The 17,654-nt window shown below is 42.8% G+C and carries 16 protein-coding genes; 10 read left to right on the plus strand and 6 right to left on the minus strand.

The window, feature by feature from the left end; translation table 11 throughout:
- Positions 1-49: 49 nt before the first annotated feature.
- Both hutZ and hutX read right to left on the minus strand, forming a co-directional pair.
- Positions 50-529: a heme utilization protein HutZ gene (gene hutZ, locus QQK21_RS12975; RefSeq protein WP_284192616.1), complete on the minus strand. Its 480-nt coding sequence runs from the start codon at positions 527-529 to the stop codon at positions 50-52.
- A 41-nt stretch (positions 530-570) separates the two neighbouring features.
- Complete coding sequence (gene hutX / locus QQK21_RS12980) at positions 571-1,086, minus strand: heme utilization cystosolic carrier protein HutX (RefSeq protein WP_284192617.1); 516 nt, start codon at positions 1,084-1,086, stop codon at positions 571-573.
- A 214-nt stretch (positions 1,087-1,300) separates the two neighbouring features.
- On the opposite strand from hutX, the gene QQK21_RS12985 reads away from it, so the two are divergent.
- The 7 genes from QQK21_RS12985 to QQK21_RS13015 all read left to right on the plus strand — a co-directional run bounded on the left by QQK21_RS12985 (position 1,301) and on the right by QQK21_RS13015 (position 7,059).
- On the plus strand, positions 1,301-2,014 hold the full coding sequence (locus tag QQK21_RS12985) for an energy transducer TonB (RefSeq protein ID WP_284192618.1): 714 nt from the start codon (positions 1,301-1,303) through the stop codon (positions 2,012-2,014).
- Between the two features lie 2 nt (positions 2,015-2,016).
- The gene (locus tag QQK21_RS12990; RefSeq protein ID WP_284192619.1) at positions 2,017-2,688 is read left to right on the plus strand and encodes a MotA/TolQ/ExbB proton channel family protein; all 672 of its coding nucleotides are present in this window, start codon (positions 2,017-2,019) and stop codon (positions 2,686-2,688) included.
- Complete coding sequence (locus tag QQK21_RS12995) at positions 2,685-3,101, plus strand: ExbD/TolR family protein (RefSeq protein ID WP_284192620.1); 417 nt, start codon at positions 2,685-2,687, stop codon at positions 3,099-3,101. Before QQK21_RS12990 ends, QQK21_RS12995 begins: the two co-directional genes overlap by 4 nt.
- 10 nt (positions 3,102-3,111) lie before the next feature.
- A complete protein-coding gene (locus tag QQK21_RS13000; RefSeq protein ID WP_284192621.1) occupies positions 3,112-3,966 on the plus strand; it encodes a heme/hemin ABC transporter substrate-binding protein in 855 nt (284 codons plus the stop codon).
- A 10-nt stretch (positions 3,967-3,976) separates the two neighbouring features.
- Positions 3,977-5,014: a FecCD family ABC transporter permease gene (locus QQK21_RS13005; RefSeq protein WP_284192622.1), complete on the plus strand. Its 1,038-nt coding sequence runs from the start codon at positions 3,977-3,979 to the stop codon at positions 5,012-5,014.
- Positions 5,014-5,796, plus strand: a complete 783-nt coding sequence (locus QQK21_RS13010) for a heme ABC transporter ATP-binding protein (RefSeq protein ID WP_284192623.1) — start codon at positions 5,014-5,016, stop codon at positions 5,794-5,796. Before QQK21_RS13005 ends, QQK21_RS13010 begins: the two co-directional genes overlap by 1 nt.
- A 570-nt stretch (positions 5,797-6,366) precedes the next feature.
- The gene (locus QQK21_RS13015) at positions 6,367-7,059 is read left to right on the plus strand and encodes a MaoC family dehydratase (RefSeq protein ID WP_284192624.1); all 693 of its coding nucleotides are present in this window, start codon (positions 6,367-6,369) and stop codon (positions 7,057-7,059) included.
- Between the two features lie 28 nt (positions 7,060-7,087).
- On the opposite strand, the gene QQK21_RS13020 is transcribed toward QQK21_RS13015, so the two are convergent.
- Positions 7,088-7,906 carry a phosphate ABC transporter substrate-binding protein gene (locus QQK21_RS13020; protein ID WP_284192625.1) on the minus strand — a complete coding sequence of 273 codons (819 nt, stop codon included), beginning with the start codon at positions 7,904-7,906 and terminating at the stop codon, positions 7,088-7,090.
- Between the two features lie 137 nt (positions 7,907-8,043).
- Here QQK21_RS13020 and QQK21_RS13025 point away from each other — a divergent pair, with 137 nt between their 5' ends.
- Entirely contained in the window at positions 8,044-8,397 is a 354-nt protein-coding gene (locus tag QQK21_RS13025; protein WP_284192626.1) for a DUF3024 domain-containing protein, read from the plus strand.
- A 73-nt stretch (positions 8,398-8,470) separates the two neighbouring features.
- Here the strand turns inward: QQK21_RS13025 and rnb are convergent, their stop codons facing one another.
- Positions 8,471-10,456: an exoribonuclease II gene (gene rnb, locus QQK21_RS13030; protein WP_284192627.1), complete on the minus strand. Its 1,986-nt coding sequence runs from the start codon at positions 10,454-10,456 to the stop codon at positions 8,471-8,473.
- A 493-nt stretch (positions 10,457-10,949) separates the two neighbouring features.
- Between rnb and QQK21_RS13035 the strand changes: the two genes are divergently transcribed.
- A complete protein-coding gene (locus tag QQK21_RS13035; RefSeq protein WP_284192628.1) occupies positions 10,950-12,830 on the plus strand; it encodes a DEAD/DEAH box helicase in 1,881 nt (626 codons plus the stop codon).
- A gap of 47 nt (positions 12,831-12,877) precedes the next feature.
- Here the strand turns inward: QQK21_RS13035 and QQK21_RS13040 are convergent, their stop codons facing one another.
- A complete protein-coding gene (locus QQK21_RS13040; RefSeq protein ID WP_284192629.1) occupies positions 12,878-13,846 on the minus strand; it encodes an ABC transporter substrate-binding protein in 969 nt (322 codons plus the stop codon).
- Positions 13,847-13,974: 128 nt separating this feature from the next.
- Between QQK21_RS13040 and QQK21_RS13045 the strand changes: the two genes are divergently transcribed.
- Complete coding sequence (locus QQK21_RS13045) at positions 13,975-15,909, plus strand: sensor histidine kinase (RefSeq protein WP_284192630.1); 1,935 nt, start codon at positions 13,975-13,977, stop codon at positions 15,907-15,909.
- A 14-nt stretch (positions 15,910-15,923) separates the two neighbouring features.
- On the opposite strand, the gene QQK21_RS13050 is transcribed toward QQK21_RS13045, so the two are convergent.
- Complete coding sequence (locus tag QQK21_RS13050; protein WP_284192631.1) at positions 15,924-17,474, minus strand: DUF3369 domain-containing protein; 1,551 nt, start codon at positions 17,472-17,474, stop codon at positions 15,924-15,926.
- Between the last annotated feature and the right edge of the window lie 180 nt (positions 17,475-17,654).

The following is a 17,654-nucleotide window of genomic DNA, read 5'->3' on the forward strand; positions in this document are numbered from 1 at the left end:
AATGTAAGGATACGACAGAGTCGAATGGTATTTATCCCGTCAAGATCCCTCAGTAATGACAAGAGACCTGATAAGCTTGGCCAAAGCCCTTTACATAAAGTCCCTTCTCAGGTCGCATACTAAATAAAACAAAATCCTGAAGCTGACTGAGGTTATCAATAATATCACCAAATCGAATCTTCATTTGTGTAATCGCCTCGAGCCATAGCGCTGAGTCTCTTTCCACCATCGTAGCAACCGCATCGAATGTTAATCGTTTACGAGCAAAAAGCTGTTTGGCCCCCCCCTCGTCTTCAATCATCATAATTGAAACATTCGGATTGACTTGAAGATTACGTGCATGACGAGCGATTTCCGAAATTAAAACGAAATAGCCGTTAGAGTTTTGGACAAATGGTGCATAGCTCACATTAGGTTGGCCTTGCTCATCCACCGTCGCCAGCTGAAGCGTGTATCGTTCTTGACGGAACTCCTGAATTTCTGGTCCCAAGCGATTTTGTAAGCGCTCTTGTTTAACTTGTGTCTCCATCTCTAAACTCCTTAATTAGTACGACTTGTTCTTCGAACGCGTTACACAAATGCTCGTTCGCGTAACTCTTGTTGCCAACGCTTAAAAGCGGCCACCTGCTCAGTAATCAACTCTCGCTGTTCATTTCTGCCAAGATACACTTTAAAAATATTATTACCCTTTTCACAAAAGAAGCCAAAGTAGTGACTTTCTCGTCCTCTGAAAGGCTTACTAACCAAAGCAATATTTTCCACATTACTCAGCTTCAAATGGCCATGAAGTTCACCATTTGTTCCCATAAGGTTGTAATATCCCCGTGCAACTTTGCCTTTTGGAAAGGGCGCTTTCACTTCAAAAATTGAACCAAATGAATGGACAATGGTAGTCACTGGGCCAAAACCAACTAATCGCTCAAGATAGGTTTGAGCTTGCTCTCCAGAAGCAAGTGCGATCATCTCATCGGGTAATGAACTCACCACCTCATACTCAGAAATACCCAATTTTTCAGCCATTTCCACAGGCAATATCGATGGCTCGTCTTCAATCAAGCGGGAAACTTTTTCCTTTAGCGTTTGCATAGCAGTTCCTCATGACGCCTTACTAAGTAGAAAAATTATTTCAATAATATAGATAAAAGAATCTTTATCGTCGTAGTAAGAGGTCTGTGCAATAAAATTCAGGCAATATTAGAATCATAGAAATGATAATGCAATTGATAATTGATATTATTTAGATTCTAATGGATAATAAGATTTCTTGGTGCTTGATTGTCGTGAAAATCGATGTGAGTTTATGAATTTGAGAAGGTATTTTATTGCGGGTAGCTTATCGATCGCTATCCACAGTTCTATTTTTTGGACCGGCTACGAAACCAAAGCGTATGCCATGCCAACCGGTTCCCATTCCTCATCCGTCACGATTCGATTTTCACCCGTATCTGTTCCGAACACAGTACAAAGTACCAAACCCAAACAGGAACCAGCACCATCGGCTAAGTCTGCCTTAAATGAGATCAAAAGCGCACCTGTTGCAAAAGAACTAACCATACCTAAAGGCAAACCAGCGAGGATAAAAGCTGAGACTGACATTATCGCTAGTACCACGTCTCAAAAGCTTATCGAACAAAATCAACCAAAGAACCCAATAAAAACACCGTCAGTTGAACAACCAAGTAAAGAGACGCTTCCCCAACCTACCGACGTACAACGAGGAGTGAGTACTAAGCCTTTGCTTGTCAACCAGCCGAGTTTTCTCTCCAAACCGACACCACCGGTTTACCCGCGTTTGGCAAGAAAGCGAGGCCTCACTGGTGTCGTAACTTATGAAGTTTGGCTTGACGAATATGGTATGCAAATTTCACAAACGCTCATTTCTTCATCTGGTCAAGCTATCTTAGATAAATCCGCACTCAGGGCTATTAAAACGTGGAAGTTCTCTCCGCACAGTGTCAATGGTCAGAAGATAGCCCATAGAGTAAGAATTCCCGTACGTTTCAATATGGATTGACAATGGAACACATACAACAACTTCAACAACAATTGGGCCTTATGACTTGGCCTCTCATACTCTGCTCTGCGCTGACAGTTATGATTATCCTAGAACGACTGATTCAAGTCGTGATCAGCTCAGGTGCGGGAAGGCAGACCATTCATTTCGAGCTCAAGCAACTGTCTCCGTCAGACGAACCACAATTGCGTTCCCTTGCGGAAAAGCTCGCAAACCGTCGCCCTCTTTTGTGCCAAGGGGTGGCTATGTTACTGAGCCATCATTCTTTTCCCAAAAACTTGAGAGAAGACACTGCTGGGATGTGGTTGGAAGAACAGCGCATTCTATTGAATTCTGGCCTTAAACTCTTAAGCTTAATTGGTGTTATTAGCCCTTTAATTGGATTGCTAGGCACAGTTCTTGGCCTCATTGAGATGTTTAAGGGTGTAGCCGCTTCAACAGGTAATATTACTCCTAATGACCTAGCCGATGGTTTAGGCATTGCGATGAGAACAACAGCAGCTGGTCTAATGATTGCGTTACCTGCGCTCGCTAGCGCGCAGCTGCTCGGCCTCTGGGCTGACAAAATCATAGCTCGACTCGAGCACACGCTCAATTTTGTCAATTTATGGTTGGAAGGCGTAAATCTTCAAAGTGCAAGAGATCAAACCATATCCAATGAGGCAACAAGATGATCAAGGTGTCTCGACAATCTCATGATTTAGGGTTAACGCCCGATCTGACTCCGTTATTAGATATCATTTTTATCGTGATGGTTTTTTTGATGCTAACAGCCGCAGTCAAACTTGAGTCTTTAGAAGTCGATTTACCCACGACTGACACCACGGTTACGTCAAATGTAGAAAACCAATCAATTACCGTCAATATTCTCCCAACAGAACCTCATTGGGCGATAGACGGCAATCAATACTCAAGCTGGGATGCTTTTTCACAAGCGGTAATCGAAAAACAAAGATCTAGCCAAAAGCCCATTGTGATTGGTGCTGAAAAAACCGCTGATGTTCAACATCTAGTGAAATTGCTCGCTTTCTTACAAGAAAACCGTATCGAAGCCACCCAATTGCTGATTCAAGACCCCCAACAATAAGGCCTACATCATGCTTAACTCCATATTTACTCGCGGAATAGCGGCTATCTCGCTAATCATTCTTGCTGCATCAGCAACCGCCACTGAAAGAATTATCAGCGCAGGTAGCGCCGTTACTGAATTACTAGTAGCACTTGGTAATCAAGATCAGCTCGTCGCAGTTGATATCACCAGTGAATTACCTTCTGAGATGGAACTGCCAAAGATTGGTTACCACAGAAACTTATCAGCCGAAGGATTAATGTCTCTTAATCCAACCCTGATTATTGGTTCGGAAGAGATGGGCCCGAAAAATGTTCTGGGGCAGCTCAAATCATCAGGAGTAAAGATCAATATCATCAACACAACACCAACGCCTGAAGGCTTGTTGGAGCGCATAGATAGCATTGCCTCGCTTACTCAAAGCCAGAACAATGCACAAGCTCTCAAGCTAGATATTCAAAAGCAAATCAAGCGTATAGAAAATAACAAGTCACGATCACAACGTAAACAAAAGGTGTTGTTTCTCCTTGTTCATGAGGGGCGAGCGGCAAACGTAGCAGGAGCCAATACAGTGCCTGATACGATTATAGCGCTGGCTGGTGGAATTAATCCGGCAGCTCAAAAAGTTGATTCCTACAAACCACTTTCTACAGAGGCAATGTTGGAAATGCAGCCTGATGTTATTTTGGTTAGTGGCCGAAGTCTTAGTGAGCTTGGTGGCGTTGATACCATCTTTGATAAAATGCCAATGCTTGCTGCGACGCCTGCAGGAAAAACCAAAAAAATCATCTCGATTGATGGACACGCAATTATTGGCGGATTGGGGCTAAAAAGCCTCTCTGAAGCTGAACGCCTAAGTAAAATGCTTAATCCGACACTATAGAGCCCTTTTTATGCTGCTGCGTCATACTCCTCTTTTTTCTACCTTAGCCTTTTTGGGTTCGTTCCTTGCTCTTACGACGATAGTATCGGTAAGCGTGGGACCAATGGATATAAGTTTCAAAGACAGTGTGGTGAGTATCTTTGCAGATTCGAATCAGTTGCCGACTCAAATTAACTTAGTGATCCATGAAATCCGTTTACCTCGAACTTTGCTGTGCATAGTAGTCGGTGCGATATTGGCCATATGTGGTACTGTCACACAAGGGCTATTTCGTAATCCCCTTGCAGAACCGGGAATTATTGGTGTATCTGCTGGCGCGTCTTTAGGTGGTGCTCTCGCGATAGTCTCTTTTTCCCAATACAACGCTGACTACCCAAATATCATCAATATTGTTGCGGTGCCCCTGTTTGCCTTTTTCGGTGCGATATTGGCCACTGGTCTGGTGTATAAACTAGGTACAAGTAAATTCGGAACATCGGTTACCATCATGCTATTGGCTGGCGTCGCCATGACCGCTCTATCATTTGCGGGCTTAGGCTACATCAATTTCATTGCCAATGATCAGATGCTCCGAGACATTTCCTTGTGGCAAATGGGATCTTTAGCAGGAGCAAATTGGACCAGTGTTATACTTTGCACCGCCACTCTTTTTCTGTTGGTGCTCTATTTCACCCGCAATGCAATGCCTTTGAATGCATTACTACTGGGCGAGGCAGAAGCGTCTCATTTGGGAATTTCAGTACAAAAGTTAAAGCGTTCATTGATGCTTTGTACAGCAATAGGAGTTGGGGTAGCCGTGAGCGTGTCCGGCATGATAGGCTTTGTAGGGCTAGTCATTCCCCATCTAGGCCGTATGTTGGGTGGTCCTGATCATCGTACCCTCATACCAATATCAGCGTGTATGGGCGCGTTGCTCCTCACGTTTGCCGATATGATTTCACGAATTGTTCTTGCACCGACCGAACTGCCTGTTGGAATCATCACAGCATTGATTGGTGCGCCATTCTTTATCTATCTCCTATTCCAGCAAAGAGGGAAAATTCTCTAATGAGCATTAATGCACTTTGTGCGCACAACATTTCGATACGCTTAGGTTCTCGTTTTATTCTGAATAATGTAAGCCTGAGCATTCGGGTTGGGGAAGTGACCACCCTGCTGGGCCCAAATGGTGCGGGAAAAAGCACCTTACTCAAAGTTCTTTGTGGTGAAATCTCATCCAACGCAGAGATCGAATATTTTGCTAAACCCAAACATCAATGGGATTCCAAAGAGTTAGCGAAACATCTAGGTATGTTACCCCAGCACAGTACACTAAGTTTCCCATTCTCAGCACAAGAAGTGGTCGAGTTAGGCGCTATTCCACTCATGTTACCCAACAAAAATGTGCAGGAGTTGGCAAGTTACTATATGAAAATCACCGATGTTGGACATCTAGCAACGCGTCTCTATCCTTCCTTGTCAGGAGGAGAGAAACAAAGGCTGCACTTAGCTCGTGTGTTGTTGCAATTAGCTCATTCAGATGAGCAAACAATATTGATGCTCGATGAACCAACATCCGCACTCGACTTGGCACATCAACATAATACTTTGTCTTTGGCTCGTAAGTTGGCCGACACTCACAACGCTGCGGTTGTGGTCGTGCTCCATGATTTAAACCTTGCCGCTCAGTATTCAGACCGTTTAGTCGTGCTCCATGAGGGTCATCTTGTATGCGATGCACCACCATGGGATGCGCTAACTAAAGAAATGCTTGAGTCGGTATATGGGTATCGCTGCCTGGTAGCAAAACACCCAACATTGGACTTTCCGGTAGTTTACCCCTCAACCTAGAAAAAGTTTGCCGTGCTGAGAACAACTTATTGCCGCTGAAAGAAATTAACGACTTTCTGTACAAAGACTCCAAGAGCAAGATAAGGTTTACAATGAAGTCGTCAACAACCAGAAGACAAAAATATACAAATCCACTTAAAAACAAAGAGTTAGCATTTAAAAATAGCCGAGAGATACGGATTTTAACCCTAGATATGCTATTAACATTTGTCGGTTTTCAAAACCGGTACGTTCAACCACTCAGGCATTTCTTTCTTCACCATTCAACGTTAAATATTGGCACGAGTTTTGTTAAGTGTGTATTTGGTGGTTCATGTTGGAGTGAGTAGTTAATACCCACTAAAGCAGGCATTAATTATAATAATGGCAGTAAAAACTGGGTATTTATGTAGTATTAATACTCTAATGAAAATTATCTAATAAAATAATGTTTTTTTGATATGGCATTGAATTTAAAGGATAAACAACTAAATAGGCAACATGTGTACGCTCGAAAGTCATTGCGTACAATTGTGAAGTGTTTCAAAATTAATACGTTGACGTATATTAATATCAGATTTCTGAGGTTTTATGAAAGTCGCAGACCTATTTAAACATCGCGGTGAAAAATCACAATCCGAATTTATGCAGTGGATGTCTCCTGCTGTTCGTGAGTATTGGGATGATTTTATGCAAAAGACGCAAAATCACCAGCTATTCGCGCGTTTTTGGGATATGCAAAGACCTGCGGTCAACGATGAGGTTCAGACGCCAGAGACAATCAATAGTGATCAACAAAAAGCGATCGAGTTAAAGCCTGAAGCGCAAAAATTATATGACCAACTGAAAGAGCAGATCGGGCAAGTCATTCATACTGGTGATTGGTTAGACATCTCTCAGCAACGTATTGATCAGTTTGCTGAAGTGACTGAGGATATGCAGTGGATACACACAGATCCAGAGCGTGCTGAAATCGAGTCTCCTTTCAAAACGACGGTTGCTCATGGCTTCCTAACTCTGGCGATGCTGCCTAAGCTCACAGATAGCGTTGATCCCAAGCATTCTCTTTTCCCTACGGCAAAAATGGTAGTCAATATTGGCCTCAATCAAGTCCGTTTTCCATACCCGGTCAAGGCCAATAGCCGCGTTCGTGCAGTCAGCAAGTTATCTAAGGTGACTCCGATTAAGAAAGGACTGGAGATAGAAAGAGAAATTAAAGTGGAAATTGACGGTATTCGACGTCCAGGGGCTATTGTCGTTTCTGTTATTCAACTTCATTTTTAGGGTAGAGAAGTTCTCTACCCTAACTTATCTATTGGCTTACTGGCGCATAACCATATTGAAGAATTAAGCTTCGTGCTTGTTGCCCGCGTAAATATTCAATAAAGGATTTTGCCTGTTCATCGAGATCCGAGCTTTTGTAGAGCACAAGAAAAGGTCGAGACAGACCATATTTGTTCGTCGCCAAAGTTTGATTGCTTGCCTCTATCCCATCGAACTTGATCGCTTTAACGGAATTATCGACTGAACCTGTCGATATAAAGCCAATGGCTTGCTTGTTGTGGCTTACTATGGTTTTTACCATGCTATTGCTATTTACAACAAGATTATTTGAACTAATCGAAGAGACTTGTTGACCGTTAACAACTTTGGTCAGTCCTAGCAGGCTTTCAAAACTGTATCGTGAACCCGATGAGGCCTCTCGTGTTACAACCGCAATTTTTTGATCATAGCCTCCCAATGTTTTCCAGTTGGTAATCTTACCTTTATAGATGTCAAAAAGCTGCTCTCGACTAATATCGCTTATTGGATTGGACTTATTCACAACCACAGCTAACCCATCATAAGCTAAAGGGATAACTGTAAGCGTTTCATCCTGCTCACTGTCCGTCAGATAACGTGAACTCATACCGATGTCAGCGACACCTTTTTTTAATAAAGTAATACCAGCAGTTGAGCCAATACCCTGAACGGCAATATAAGTTTCTGGGTGACTTTGATGGTAGTTTTCCGCAAGCACATCCATAACTCTCGCCACAGAAGTAGAGCCTGATACATTAACTTCATTTGCTAATACAGGGCTTAAGCTAAAATATAAAGCTAACAATGCGGTTAAAACAGCGCGAATCATAACAATCTCCGATTCCGATAATAGAAATACATTGAGTTATGATATTTCGATAAGATTACATTTTTGTGAAAAGCTATACAGACTATAAAAGCTGATGTACATACTATGTATCATAAGACACAGAGCTTGGGGTCAGAATGGGACTGGTCAGTTTACTGCAAAGACAAGTAGAAAGCCGAGCGCAGATTATTTGTTCTCAAAGAAACAAAAGTCTGCCGGCTGAGTTAGGTAAGGCGAGCTACGAAGTCACCGAAAATGGTGTCGTATTTATCAAACAGCACTTTTTGCTTGATTCAGCACACTGTCATTACATGCTACCAGTGGCTAAAGTGGTGTGGGACCCAGAGAAACGTATTTGGTTATTGATGGTTCCAGACGAAGTCAGTGAATCAAATTGGATTCCCTATCCCTACCTTGCACAAAGTCAAGATTTAACGGCGATAATGCGTGAAGTTGGCAAGGACCCAAAATCATTATTTTGGGAAAACTAGGAGTCCAGCTCTATAGATAGGTAAGAAAATTTTTTTTCCCACCTATCTATTTTTATCACTCAGGCTGTTTTTATCACTCAGGTTTTTCTACCTCAGCAAACACCTCAAGAGGTTTAGCAATAATACTTCTTGTCTCTTGATTTACGTCCGTAAGCACCACCTTAATCACATCACCTACACGGTAAATTGTCTTATCATCAATAGACACTGAACCTTGGTCAGAATGACATTTTAAGCGCTCTTTATTAGCCAAAATCAGTGCACTAGGAATAAACACACTGGCCCCATTTTCAAGTATACGAATACGCAGCCCTGCCCTAGAGACATCGAAAATCTCACCATTAAAGATGGTACCTTTAGCGGGTTCATCAGCTAAAGTGCGGACATAAAGCCAGTCTGCGACACTTCGTTCAGCGGTTTTATGATGCTTACGGTGAAGTGCTAATTCATCACCAAGATGACTATCAGCCACTTGAATGGGTTCTTTGCCCAAAATATGAGCCTTTAGCATGCGGTGATTCACCATATCCCCATATTTACGAATTGGGGAAGTCCAAGTAGCATACAGATCAAGCCCCATTGCAAAATGAGGTAATGGCTGATTACCTATTTCACTATAGGCTTGATACTTGCGAATTCGGTGATCAAGATAGCCGGTTTCTTGCTTAGCCAACCAACGACGAATCTGTGAAAATCCTTCAAGCGTCGCAATCCCATCAACCGTAAATTGTTGGGCACCACCTTCGTTATGGATAAGTTCGATAACCTCACTCAACTTGTCGTGCTTAAACCCAGAATGTGTATTAAAGACACCAGAGTCAAAACTGCTTTTTAACACTTTACCAGCGCATATATTGGCAGTAATCATACATTCTTCAACTAAACGATTGGCGCTACGGCGAACATCCGCATGGATAGCGACCACATCATTGTCTTCACTCAGCTCAAAGCGATAATCGGGTCTATCGGGGAAAACAACCGCATTTGTTTCACGCCATTGAACACGAGCTTGGGCGCAGTCATAAAGCGCACGAACTACAGATGCAACGTCTTCGTTAGGCTGCCAATCATCTGATTGACCGTTCTCCAGCCAATCCGATACATACTCATAAACCAAACGAGCATGGGATTTAACTGTCGCTGCAAAGAATGTCACCTTGTCTTCTAGCTCCCCATCCGGCTTAATTCTCACTGAGCAACAAAGCGCAGGTCTTAATTCTCCTTCAAGCAAAGAGCATAATCCATCGGCCAATTCTCGCGGAAGCATGGGAATATTGCGCCCGGGCAGGTAAATGGTAAAACCACGCTCACGAGCAACTTTATCCATATCGGATTCTGGTGCTATATACGCTGTGGGGTCGGCAATGGCGACTGTCAATTCATAGCTACCGTCATCCATTTCCTTAGCGTACAAAGCATCATCCATATCTTTAGTGGACGCACCATCGATAGTCACAAAAGGAACATGGGTCATATCGACTCGTTCTAGATCGACATCATCTTCGATTTGCCAGTTTTCAACGCCCAGCGGTTCCGTATTGGGTAGATCATTTTGCGCTAACGTCACCCACCAAGGTGCTATTTTGTCGTCAGCATCAGTGATCTTGTTTGATATTTCAGCCAAGAAACCATTGTCATCAGACAATGGATGTTTGATAAGGTGAGCAACAACCCAGTCGCCTTCTTTGAAGTCATCGCGTTTAAGCCCAGTAGCCACGCGAGCTTTCAGTGATAGCTTTTTGAGTTGGGGAAGATCTGGATGAACATTTAACTTGCCTTTGAACCATTTAACTCGCCCGATAAAACGGTTAACACCTTGCTCTAACAAAGCCTCCGGCTCAGCAACTTCACGGTCTTTCTCCGTGCGAATAATGGCTCTAACTTTATCGCCGTGCATACATTTTTTCATGTACGGTGGGGGAATAAAAATACTCGTTTTGCTGTCAACCTCTAAAAAGCCGAAGCCTTTTTCCGTTGCTTTGATCGTACCTTCTTTCTTAGGAAGGTTTTCTTGCATTTGTTGCTTAAGTTGAGCCAATAGGGGGTTATCTTGGAACATGTTAACTTCTAACTAAATTCGTTTTATGTTCTGGATGGGATACATCCAACGTCGTGGTATTGCCTATAACATCAGTCATCAACATAGACCAATAGCGGCCATTGCTAGCGGGACCAATTTTCTACCTTTCATACTACTAGGTAATGCCATCAATGTATATCGTAGAAGTTTGTCAGAAAAACACACCGACATTTTCAAAATAACGCAAGTGCTAATAAAAACATTTATTGCCCAAAGCACCATTCACCGTAATATAAGAATCATTCAAAATGTTCTATTCAATCAAAGCTAGGAAAAATATGTGATGTATTTCAATTTTTTCTGGCTTTTTTTATGCTTTTAGGGAATAATACGCCCCCTTATATTTGTCCCTAGCGGCTTGATGCGATTTACGACTTATCCGCATCTGAACGGATTCAGCACTCACTGGATTGGTAATGGAATTGGTAGAGCTCATGGGACCTTTTGTTGACATTAATTTAGTAGGATCCCAATGACAGATTCTGTAATTCAGTTTAGCGACTTGGCGCTAAACGACTCTATCCTTTCCTCTCTTGACGGTATGGGTTTTGTAACACCCACCCCCATTCAGGCGGCTGCTATACCTCATCTTATGGAAGGTACTGACGCACTAGGCAAAGCTCAGACTGGTACTGGTAAAACGGCAGCATTTTCTCTACCTTTACTGAACAAGCTGGATTTAGCTCAGCGCAAACCTCAAGCGATTGTCCTTGCGCCAACTCGTGAGCTAGCCATACAAGTTGCCGCAGAAATGAAAAACCTAGGCAAGAACATTTCTGGCCTAAAAGTACTCGAAATCTACGGCGGTGCATCAATCGTTGATCAAATGAGAGCACTTAAAAATGGTGCACATATCGTTGTCGGTACACCAGGTCGTGTTCAAGACTTGATCAATCGTGAGCGTCTACACCTAGATGAAGTACACACGTTTGTGCTAGACGAAGCCGATGAAATGTTAAATATGGGCTTCGTTGACGACGTGACCGAAATCATGGAGCACGCTCCTGAATCTGCTCAGCGCGTTTTATTTTCTGCAACTATGCCTCCAATGCTGAAAAACATTGTAGAGCGTTTTCTGCGTGACCCAGTCACCATCGACGTTGCTGGAAAAAACCATACCGTAGACAAAGTAGAACAACAGTTCTGGGTAGTGAAAGGCGTTGAAAAAGACGAAGCAATGTCTCGTCTGCTAGAAACGGAAGAAACGGATGCATCGATTGTCTTCGTGCGTACTCGTCAAGATACAGAACGTTTGGCTGATTGGCTATGTGCTCGCGGCTTTAAGGCCTCTGCTCTACACGGCGATATCCCTCAGTCTTTGCGTGAACGTACTGTTGACCACATCAAACAAGGCGTAATCGACATTCTAGTTGCAACTGATGTTGTCGCTCGAGGACTCGATGTCCCAAGAATTACGCACGTATTTAACTATGACATCCCATTCGATGTTGAGTCTTATATTCATAGAATCGGCCGTACAGGTCGTGCAGGACGTAAAGGTAAAGCGATTCTTCTAGTACGAACTAACCAGATTCGTATGCTTCGCACTATTGAGCGCGTCACTAAGTCATCAATGGAGGAAATTCAGCTTCCCCTACGTGACAAAGTAGCAGAGGCTCGCCTAATTAAATTAGGCGAAGAGCTTGATCAAGACAAAGAACATAAGTCGTTGGAAAAATTCACGGCTCTAGTAGAAAAACTTCAAGAGAGTTTGGACATTGACGCGACAACACTGGCTTCTATTTTATTGAAACGTCAGCAAGGTAAACGCCCATTATTTTATATTGGCGAAGATCCTATGGTTCAAGCGATCGAGCGAGATAAACAGCGTCGTAAAGAAAGACGTGACGGTGGCAGAGATGGTCGTGGAAAAGAGCGTAGCTTTAACACGCAAGATTGGGATACTTACCAGTTGCAAGTTGGACGCGATCAAGGCGTACAAGTGAAAGACATCGTAGGCGCACTAGCAAATGAGCTTGGCTTAACTAAAGGCTCTATCGGTGCTATCAAGCTTGCTCAAGGTGAAACTTACGTTCAGCTTCCTAAGGCTATGCCTTCTGAGACTGCAGGCAAACTTCGCAAGCTTCGTATCCGCCAGAAACAAGTGGATGCAGTGGTGTGTGATTTCGATGACTTCCGTGAACCTCGTGGGCGTCGTGATTCAGGCCGTGGCCGTGATGCTGGTCGCAGAGATGGTGGTTTCAAAGGTAACCGTGAAGGCAGTCGTCGTGAAGGTGGCTTCCGTGGCAATCGCGAAGGTGAACGTCGATTTGATCGTAATCGTGGTGGAGATCATCGCGGAAATTACCGCGGTGAACGTGGTCATGGTCGTGACCGCCGAGCTGAAGCATAACGACATACAATAATGTTAAAAAGCCCACTATAAAGTGGGCTTTTTTATCAATTCATTACGCTCCAATGAGGTGGTGGCGTCAATCCCCAGCGCTGCATCTCTTTTTCAGAGTATATGGCTCTTCCTTGCTCACCAATGGCAATTGGGAGGTTGTTCGCATCTTTACCCGCCAAAATCTCGTTCACAAGTCCTGCAGCCTGCTTGCCTTGACTCTCTCCGAACAGCACTACGCCACCACTGGCCTTACCCTCTCCAACGGCAAAATCCCAGAACGCGAATAGTGGCACTGTCGAGTTTTCATTTGTCCAACTTAATATTTCAGATGCAGGAACACTCTTACCATCTTGATCCACCAGCGTATGATACAGGCCAACAATAATGACTGAGACACCCTCTTTTTCAGCGTTGTTAACCATTGTCTGCCATTCTTCTTTCGTTCCTATGAGCGCTATTTCAGCCTCAACTTTGAGGTTTTTTTCAATCAGCTCATATTGCCTTTTAATGTGCTTAGCCGCTTCCTGAGACGTAACACCAGAATCAAACATCACCCTGAACTTGTGCTTCTTCTTCGGTAACATCTGTGTCAAATCACGGATATTTTTAACGAATAAGGGCAGTTCTAACACACCTGTAACTTTGGCTTTACCTTTGTATTTAGCCAATAGCGCTCGAGGGTTGGAATTTATACCTAAGAAAACGATCGAAATCGGCTCTTGATACAGTTTGGGAAGCATGAACTTTAGCGCATTGTCATCACCCAAGATGACAATATCTGGTTTCACTTTCTGATAGTAGTCAAAGGCTTCCTGTGCCTTAGTCTCATAGTGTTCAGAAGGCACCCGCTTTGTATCCATCTGAAAGGTTAACAGTTCAGTCGAAGATGAGATTGTCTCCTTAAGACCCTTTACATAGCTCATATCCCATGGATATTCAGCATGATAGCTCTCAATCAGTAACACTTTCGCTGCCTGAACACTACCTGTTACTAGCAACAAACACATTATCAGCACGCGCATAATCGCCTCCCAAATTTATTTAGTACGTAGATAGTTTAGGTTGAAATATAAGAATAAGTTGGTTTTATTCTTGATAAAAAATCAAAACAGCAAGCTATACTCAAACTAAAACACTATCTCTGAGTATTATGAGTCGAAGCAAAAAAGTAGAAGAAAGCATTAACAACCCTTTGCAGAGTCGAATTGGACGGCGCATCATTCTATTGATGGTGACGCTAAGTAGCTTTGTGACTTTATTTACTACCGTACTGCAACTGTCTTGGGACTATAAAAAGGAATTCAATGATGTCGAACAACGCCACATAGAAATACGCGATGTTCATGCTGGGCTTCTGGCTTCATCATTATGGTCATTCGACTTAGCCGTTTTACAGGAAAGACTCGATGGCCTAGTCAATTTGCCCAAAATTGACTATCTCAAGGTAGAGTCTGGTAACTATACCTTTCACTCTGGGAAATCGGAGACTAAAAATGTCGTTCACGAAACTTTTGCTTTAACCTATCGCGATCCCGAGGATGGCCACTCAGAGCAAATCGGTACCATTTATGTCGAGTCAAATGCTCAAGAAATATATAACTACTTAATCAACCAATTCATTTCTACACTCATACTCAATGGCCTCAAAACAACGCTCGTCTGCTCGATTATGCTGTTAATCTTCCATGCCAGTGTGAATAGACGTATATTCCAGATTGCTCAATATTTGCGAGCCTTCAATCCAAGGCACCCTAGCAAGCCCTTAGTACTAACCAAAAAGCGTTGGATTTCAGAAAAAGATGACGAGCTGGATTGGTTGGGAGAAAGCACAAACAAAATTAGCAGCAATATGACACTGCTGTATAACAATATTAAAGAAGAACAGGACCGATTGGCCGATTTTACTAATGTCTCTTCTGATTGGTTATGGGAAACAAATGAACTGGGTCAACTTACTTATTGCTCTGATGCAATGAAAGAGGCACTGTCTCTTGTTGCGGTACATGGCGTAAGTTTATCCGATGTCGAAATTCTTAAGGATGCCAATGAACTGCACCAAGCAATAGCAAGGCGTAATGACTTCGCTCAAATAGAAGAAAGCATAACAATCAATAGCATAACGTTACATTTGCTTTTTCAAGCAACAGCAAGATATGAAAAAAGCCAGTTCTTAGGTTTTAGAGGTACGGCCATTAATATCACTGAATTAAAGCTGACTCAAATTGAACTCGAAGAACTTAATCAAAACCTAGAACGAATGGTGGCTTCCAGAACGCTAGATCTTAAACAGAGTATGGAACAGCTACAAGATGCGCAAGACAAGTTAGTCGAATCTGAGAAACTGGCAGCACTGGGAGGATTGGTAGCTGGTGTCGCTCACGAAGTTAATACGCCTTTGGGAATTGCAGTAACCGCAACTTCTGTTATCCGAGACGTCACCAGCGAACTTAATGCGGCGTTTGCATCACAAACTTTAACGAGTACCCAGTTCGAATCGCTCATGAAGCGTATGTCTGACAGCAGCCAAATGCTCGAGCACAATCTCAATCGAGCAGCTCAGTTAGTCAGAGACTTTAAACAAACCGCCGTAGACCAAGTTTCCGAGGCTCGCTCACAATTTAATGTCTCACAGGTGTTGGATGCCTTGTTGGCAAGCTTACATCCAGAAACACGCAAAGTACCCGTTAAGCCTGAAATAACAGGCGATCGTGCTATCGTTATGAACAGTTTACCAGGTGTTCTGACGCAGATAATATCTAACTTAGTGATGAATAGTATCAATCATGCTTTTGATAACCAACCCCAAGCAGAAATATCGATAAGCTTCTATCAAGAGGGAGATACGATCATATTTGAATATCGCGATAACGGTAGTGGTGTAGATGAAGCATTACATCAAAAAATCTTCGAACCTTTTTATACAAGTAAACGAGGCCTTGGTGGTTCAGGGCTTGGACTCAACTTAGTGTTTAACTTAGTACATCAAAAACTTAAAGGAGAGCTGGAATTCAGCTCTCAAGTGGGCAATGGTGTGTTTTTTAAACTTATTGTTCCCTTGAATTTACCATTAGAAGTCAATACCTAGCGGGAACTTCTCGTCTAGTCCGGAAGGGAATTTCTAATCTCCAAAAACTCATCCCAATGCTTGACGAGAAGCTCTACTAATTCCGGTTCAAATTGCTTCCCTTTCTGAGCAACAAGTTCAAGCATTATTTGTTCATCAGTCCAAGGTTCTTTATAACTGCGTTTAGACCCCAAAGCATCGAACACATCTGCAAGTGCAGTAATACGGCCAGCAACAGGGATGTCAAGCCCAGATAGACCGTTGGGGTACCCCGTACCATCCCATTTCTCATGATGGTAGCCGGCAATTTCTTTGGCAACTGTCATCAATCGACGTTTTGATTTGCTTAAAATCTCGACCCCATGATCTACATGCTTTTTCATAATCTCCCATTCATCAGCATCCAACTTTCCTGGCTTGTGAAGAATAGAATCAGGTACAGCGACTTTGCCAACATCATGAAGTGGTGAGGCATGTTTAATCATAGAAGCATCAGACTCACTAAGGCCGTATAAAAGCGCCAACTTCTCACTAAATAGTGAGACTCTTTGTACATGCGCTCCTGTTTCCTTACTTCGCGCCTCTACAGCATTAGCGAGGTTATAAACTAGTTCTTTTGATGTTTCACGAACATCCAACATTAAGCTCAAATTCTCAAAAGTAAGACCTATATTCTGCATATAGATCTCTAGAAGCTGCATATCCAGCTCAGTGAGTTCTCGGTTAACATTGACATAAAGAATACAGTCAACACCTTGCTCATCATGAGAATACAGGACATAAGCATCACCAAAATTCTCTGATTGGCAAGATTGAAACACCTTCTTACAGCGACTCGCGACCTCTTCAGGCAATTTATCAAACGTACATTCACTGTATGTGTCAACAAACGAGCCAGTAGCCGCTAAGGTCATAGCTCGAGATTCTTCGCCCTCTGGTCTTGGCTGAACAATACAATAAAGCGCTGAGTTATCTAGCTTTAATAAAGAGGTAAGTTGCTCTAGAACTGAAGTAGCATAAGTTTGAAGTGTTGTCGTATTTTGGACACATGCAGACGCTTCAATGACTTTGCTCAGGCCTCTCTTCTGTTGCTCTATCAAGCATAAATCTCGATAGGAGCGTAACATAGAGTAAAGGAGGGTCTTGAGCTTTTGAGTGGTCAGCTCTGTTTTTTCTTTATAGTCATCAATATCGTATTCACGGATAACTCTATCTTCCGGGGCTTGGCCCGCTTGACCCGTTCTCAATACCAGTCTTACCAAGCTATTTTCTAGGGTTCCACGAATATATCTTACTAGATCTAAACCGGCGTGCTCAGTTTCCATTACCACATCAACGAGAGCTAATGATATATCGTCATGCTGAGTAAATAATGCTCGAGCTTCGTCCCCTGAAAAAGCAGAAATTAGCTCTAGCTTTCGTCCTTCAAATTCAAAGTCTGACAATGCAAGCTTAGTGACTTGATGCATTTGTTCGTCATCATCTATCAGAAGGACTTTCCAAGGCAGCAAGGGCTGTTGAGCTAGCTTATGAGCATCACCTTTATCAGGCTGGTCTGACTGTCGTTGGTCCGCAAACAATTCCATCTATCTGGTTTCCCCTTGTCACACTTCTCTATCTTTAGGTTTAGCACAAACTGGCAAAAAAACCCTAAAAATGAACCTATATCAAATCGAATTACAACCATGTTTTTCAACCATAGATAGAAAAAATTAGCACGTAGATACAGAAGGTTACTATTACATAAGAAAAAGGTAATATTGATA

The sequence above is a fragment of the Vibrio zhanjiangensis genome, from assembly GCF_030161235.1.
In the GTDB taxonomy this organism is placed as follows: Bacteria; Pseudomonadota; Gammaproteobacteria; order Enterobacterales; family Vibrionaceae; genus Vibrio; species Vibrio zhanjiangensis.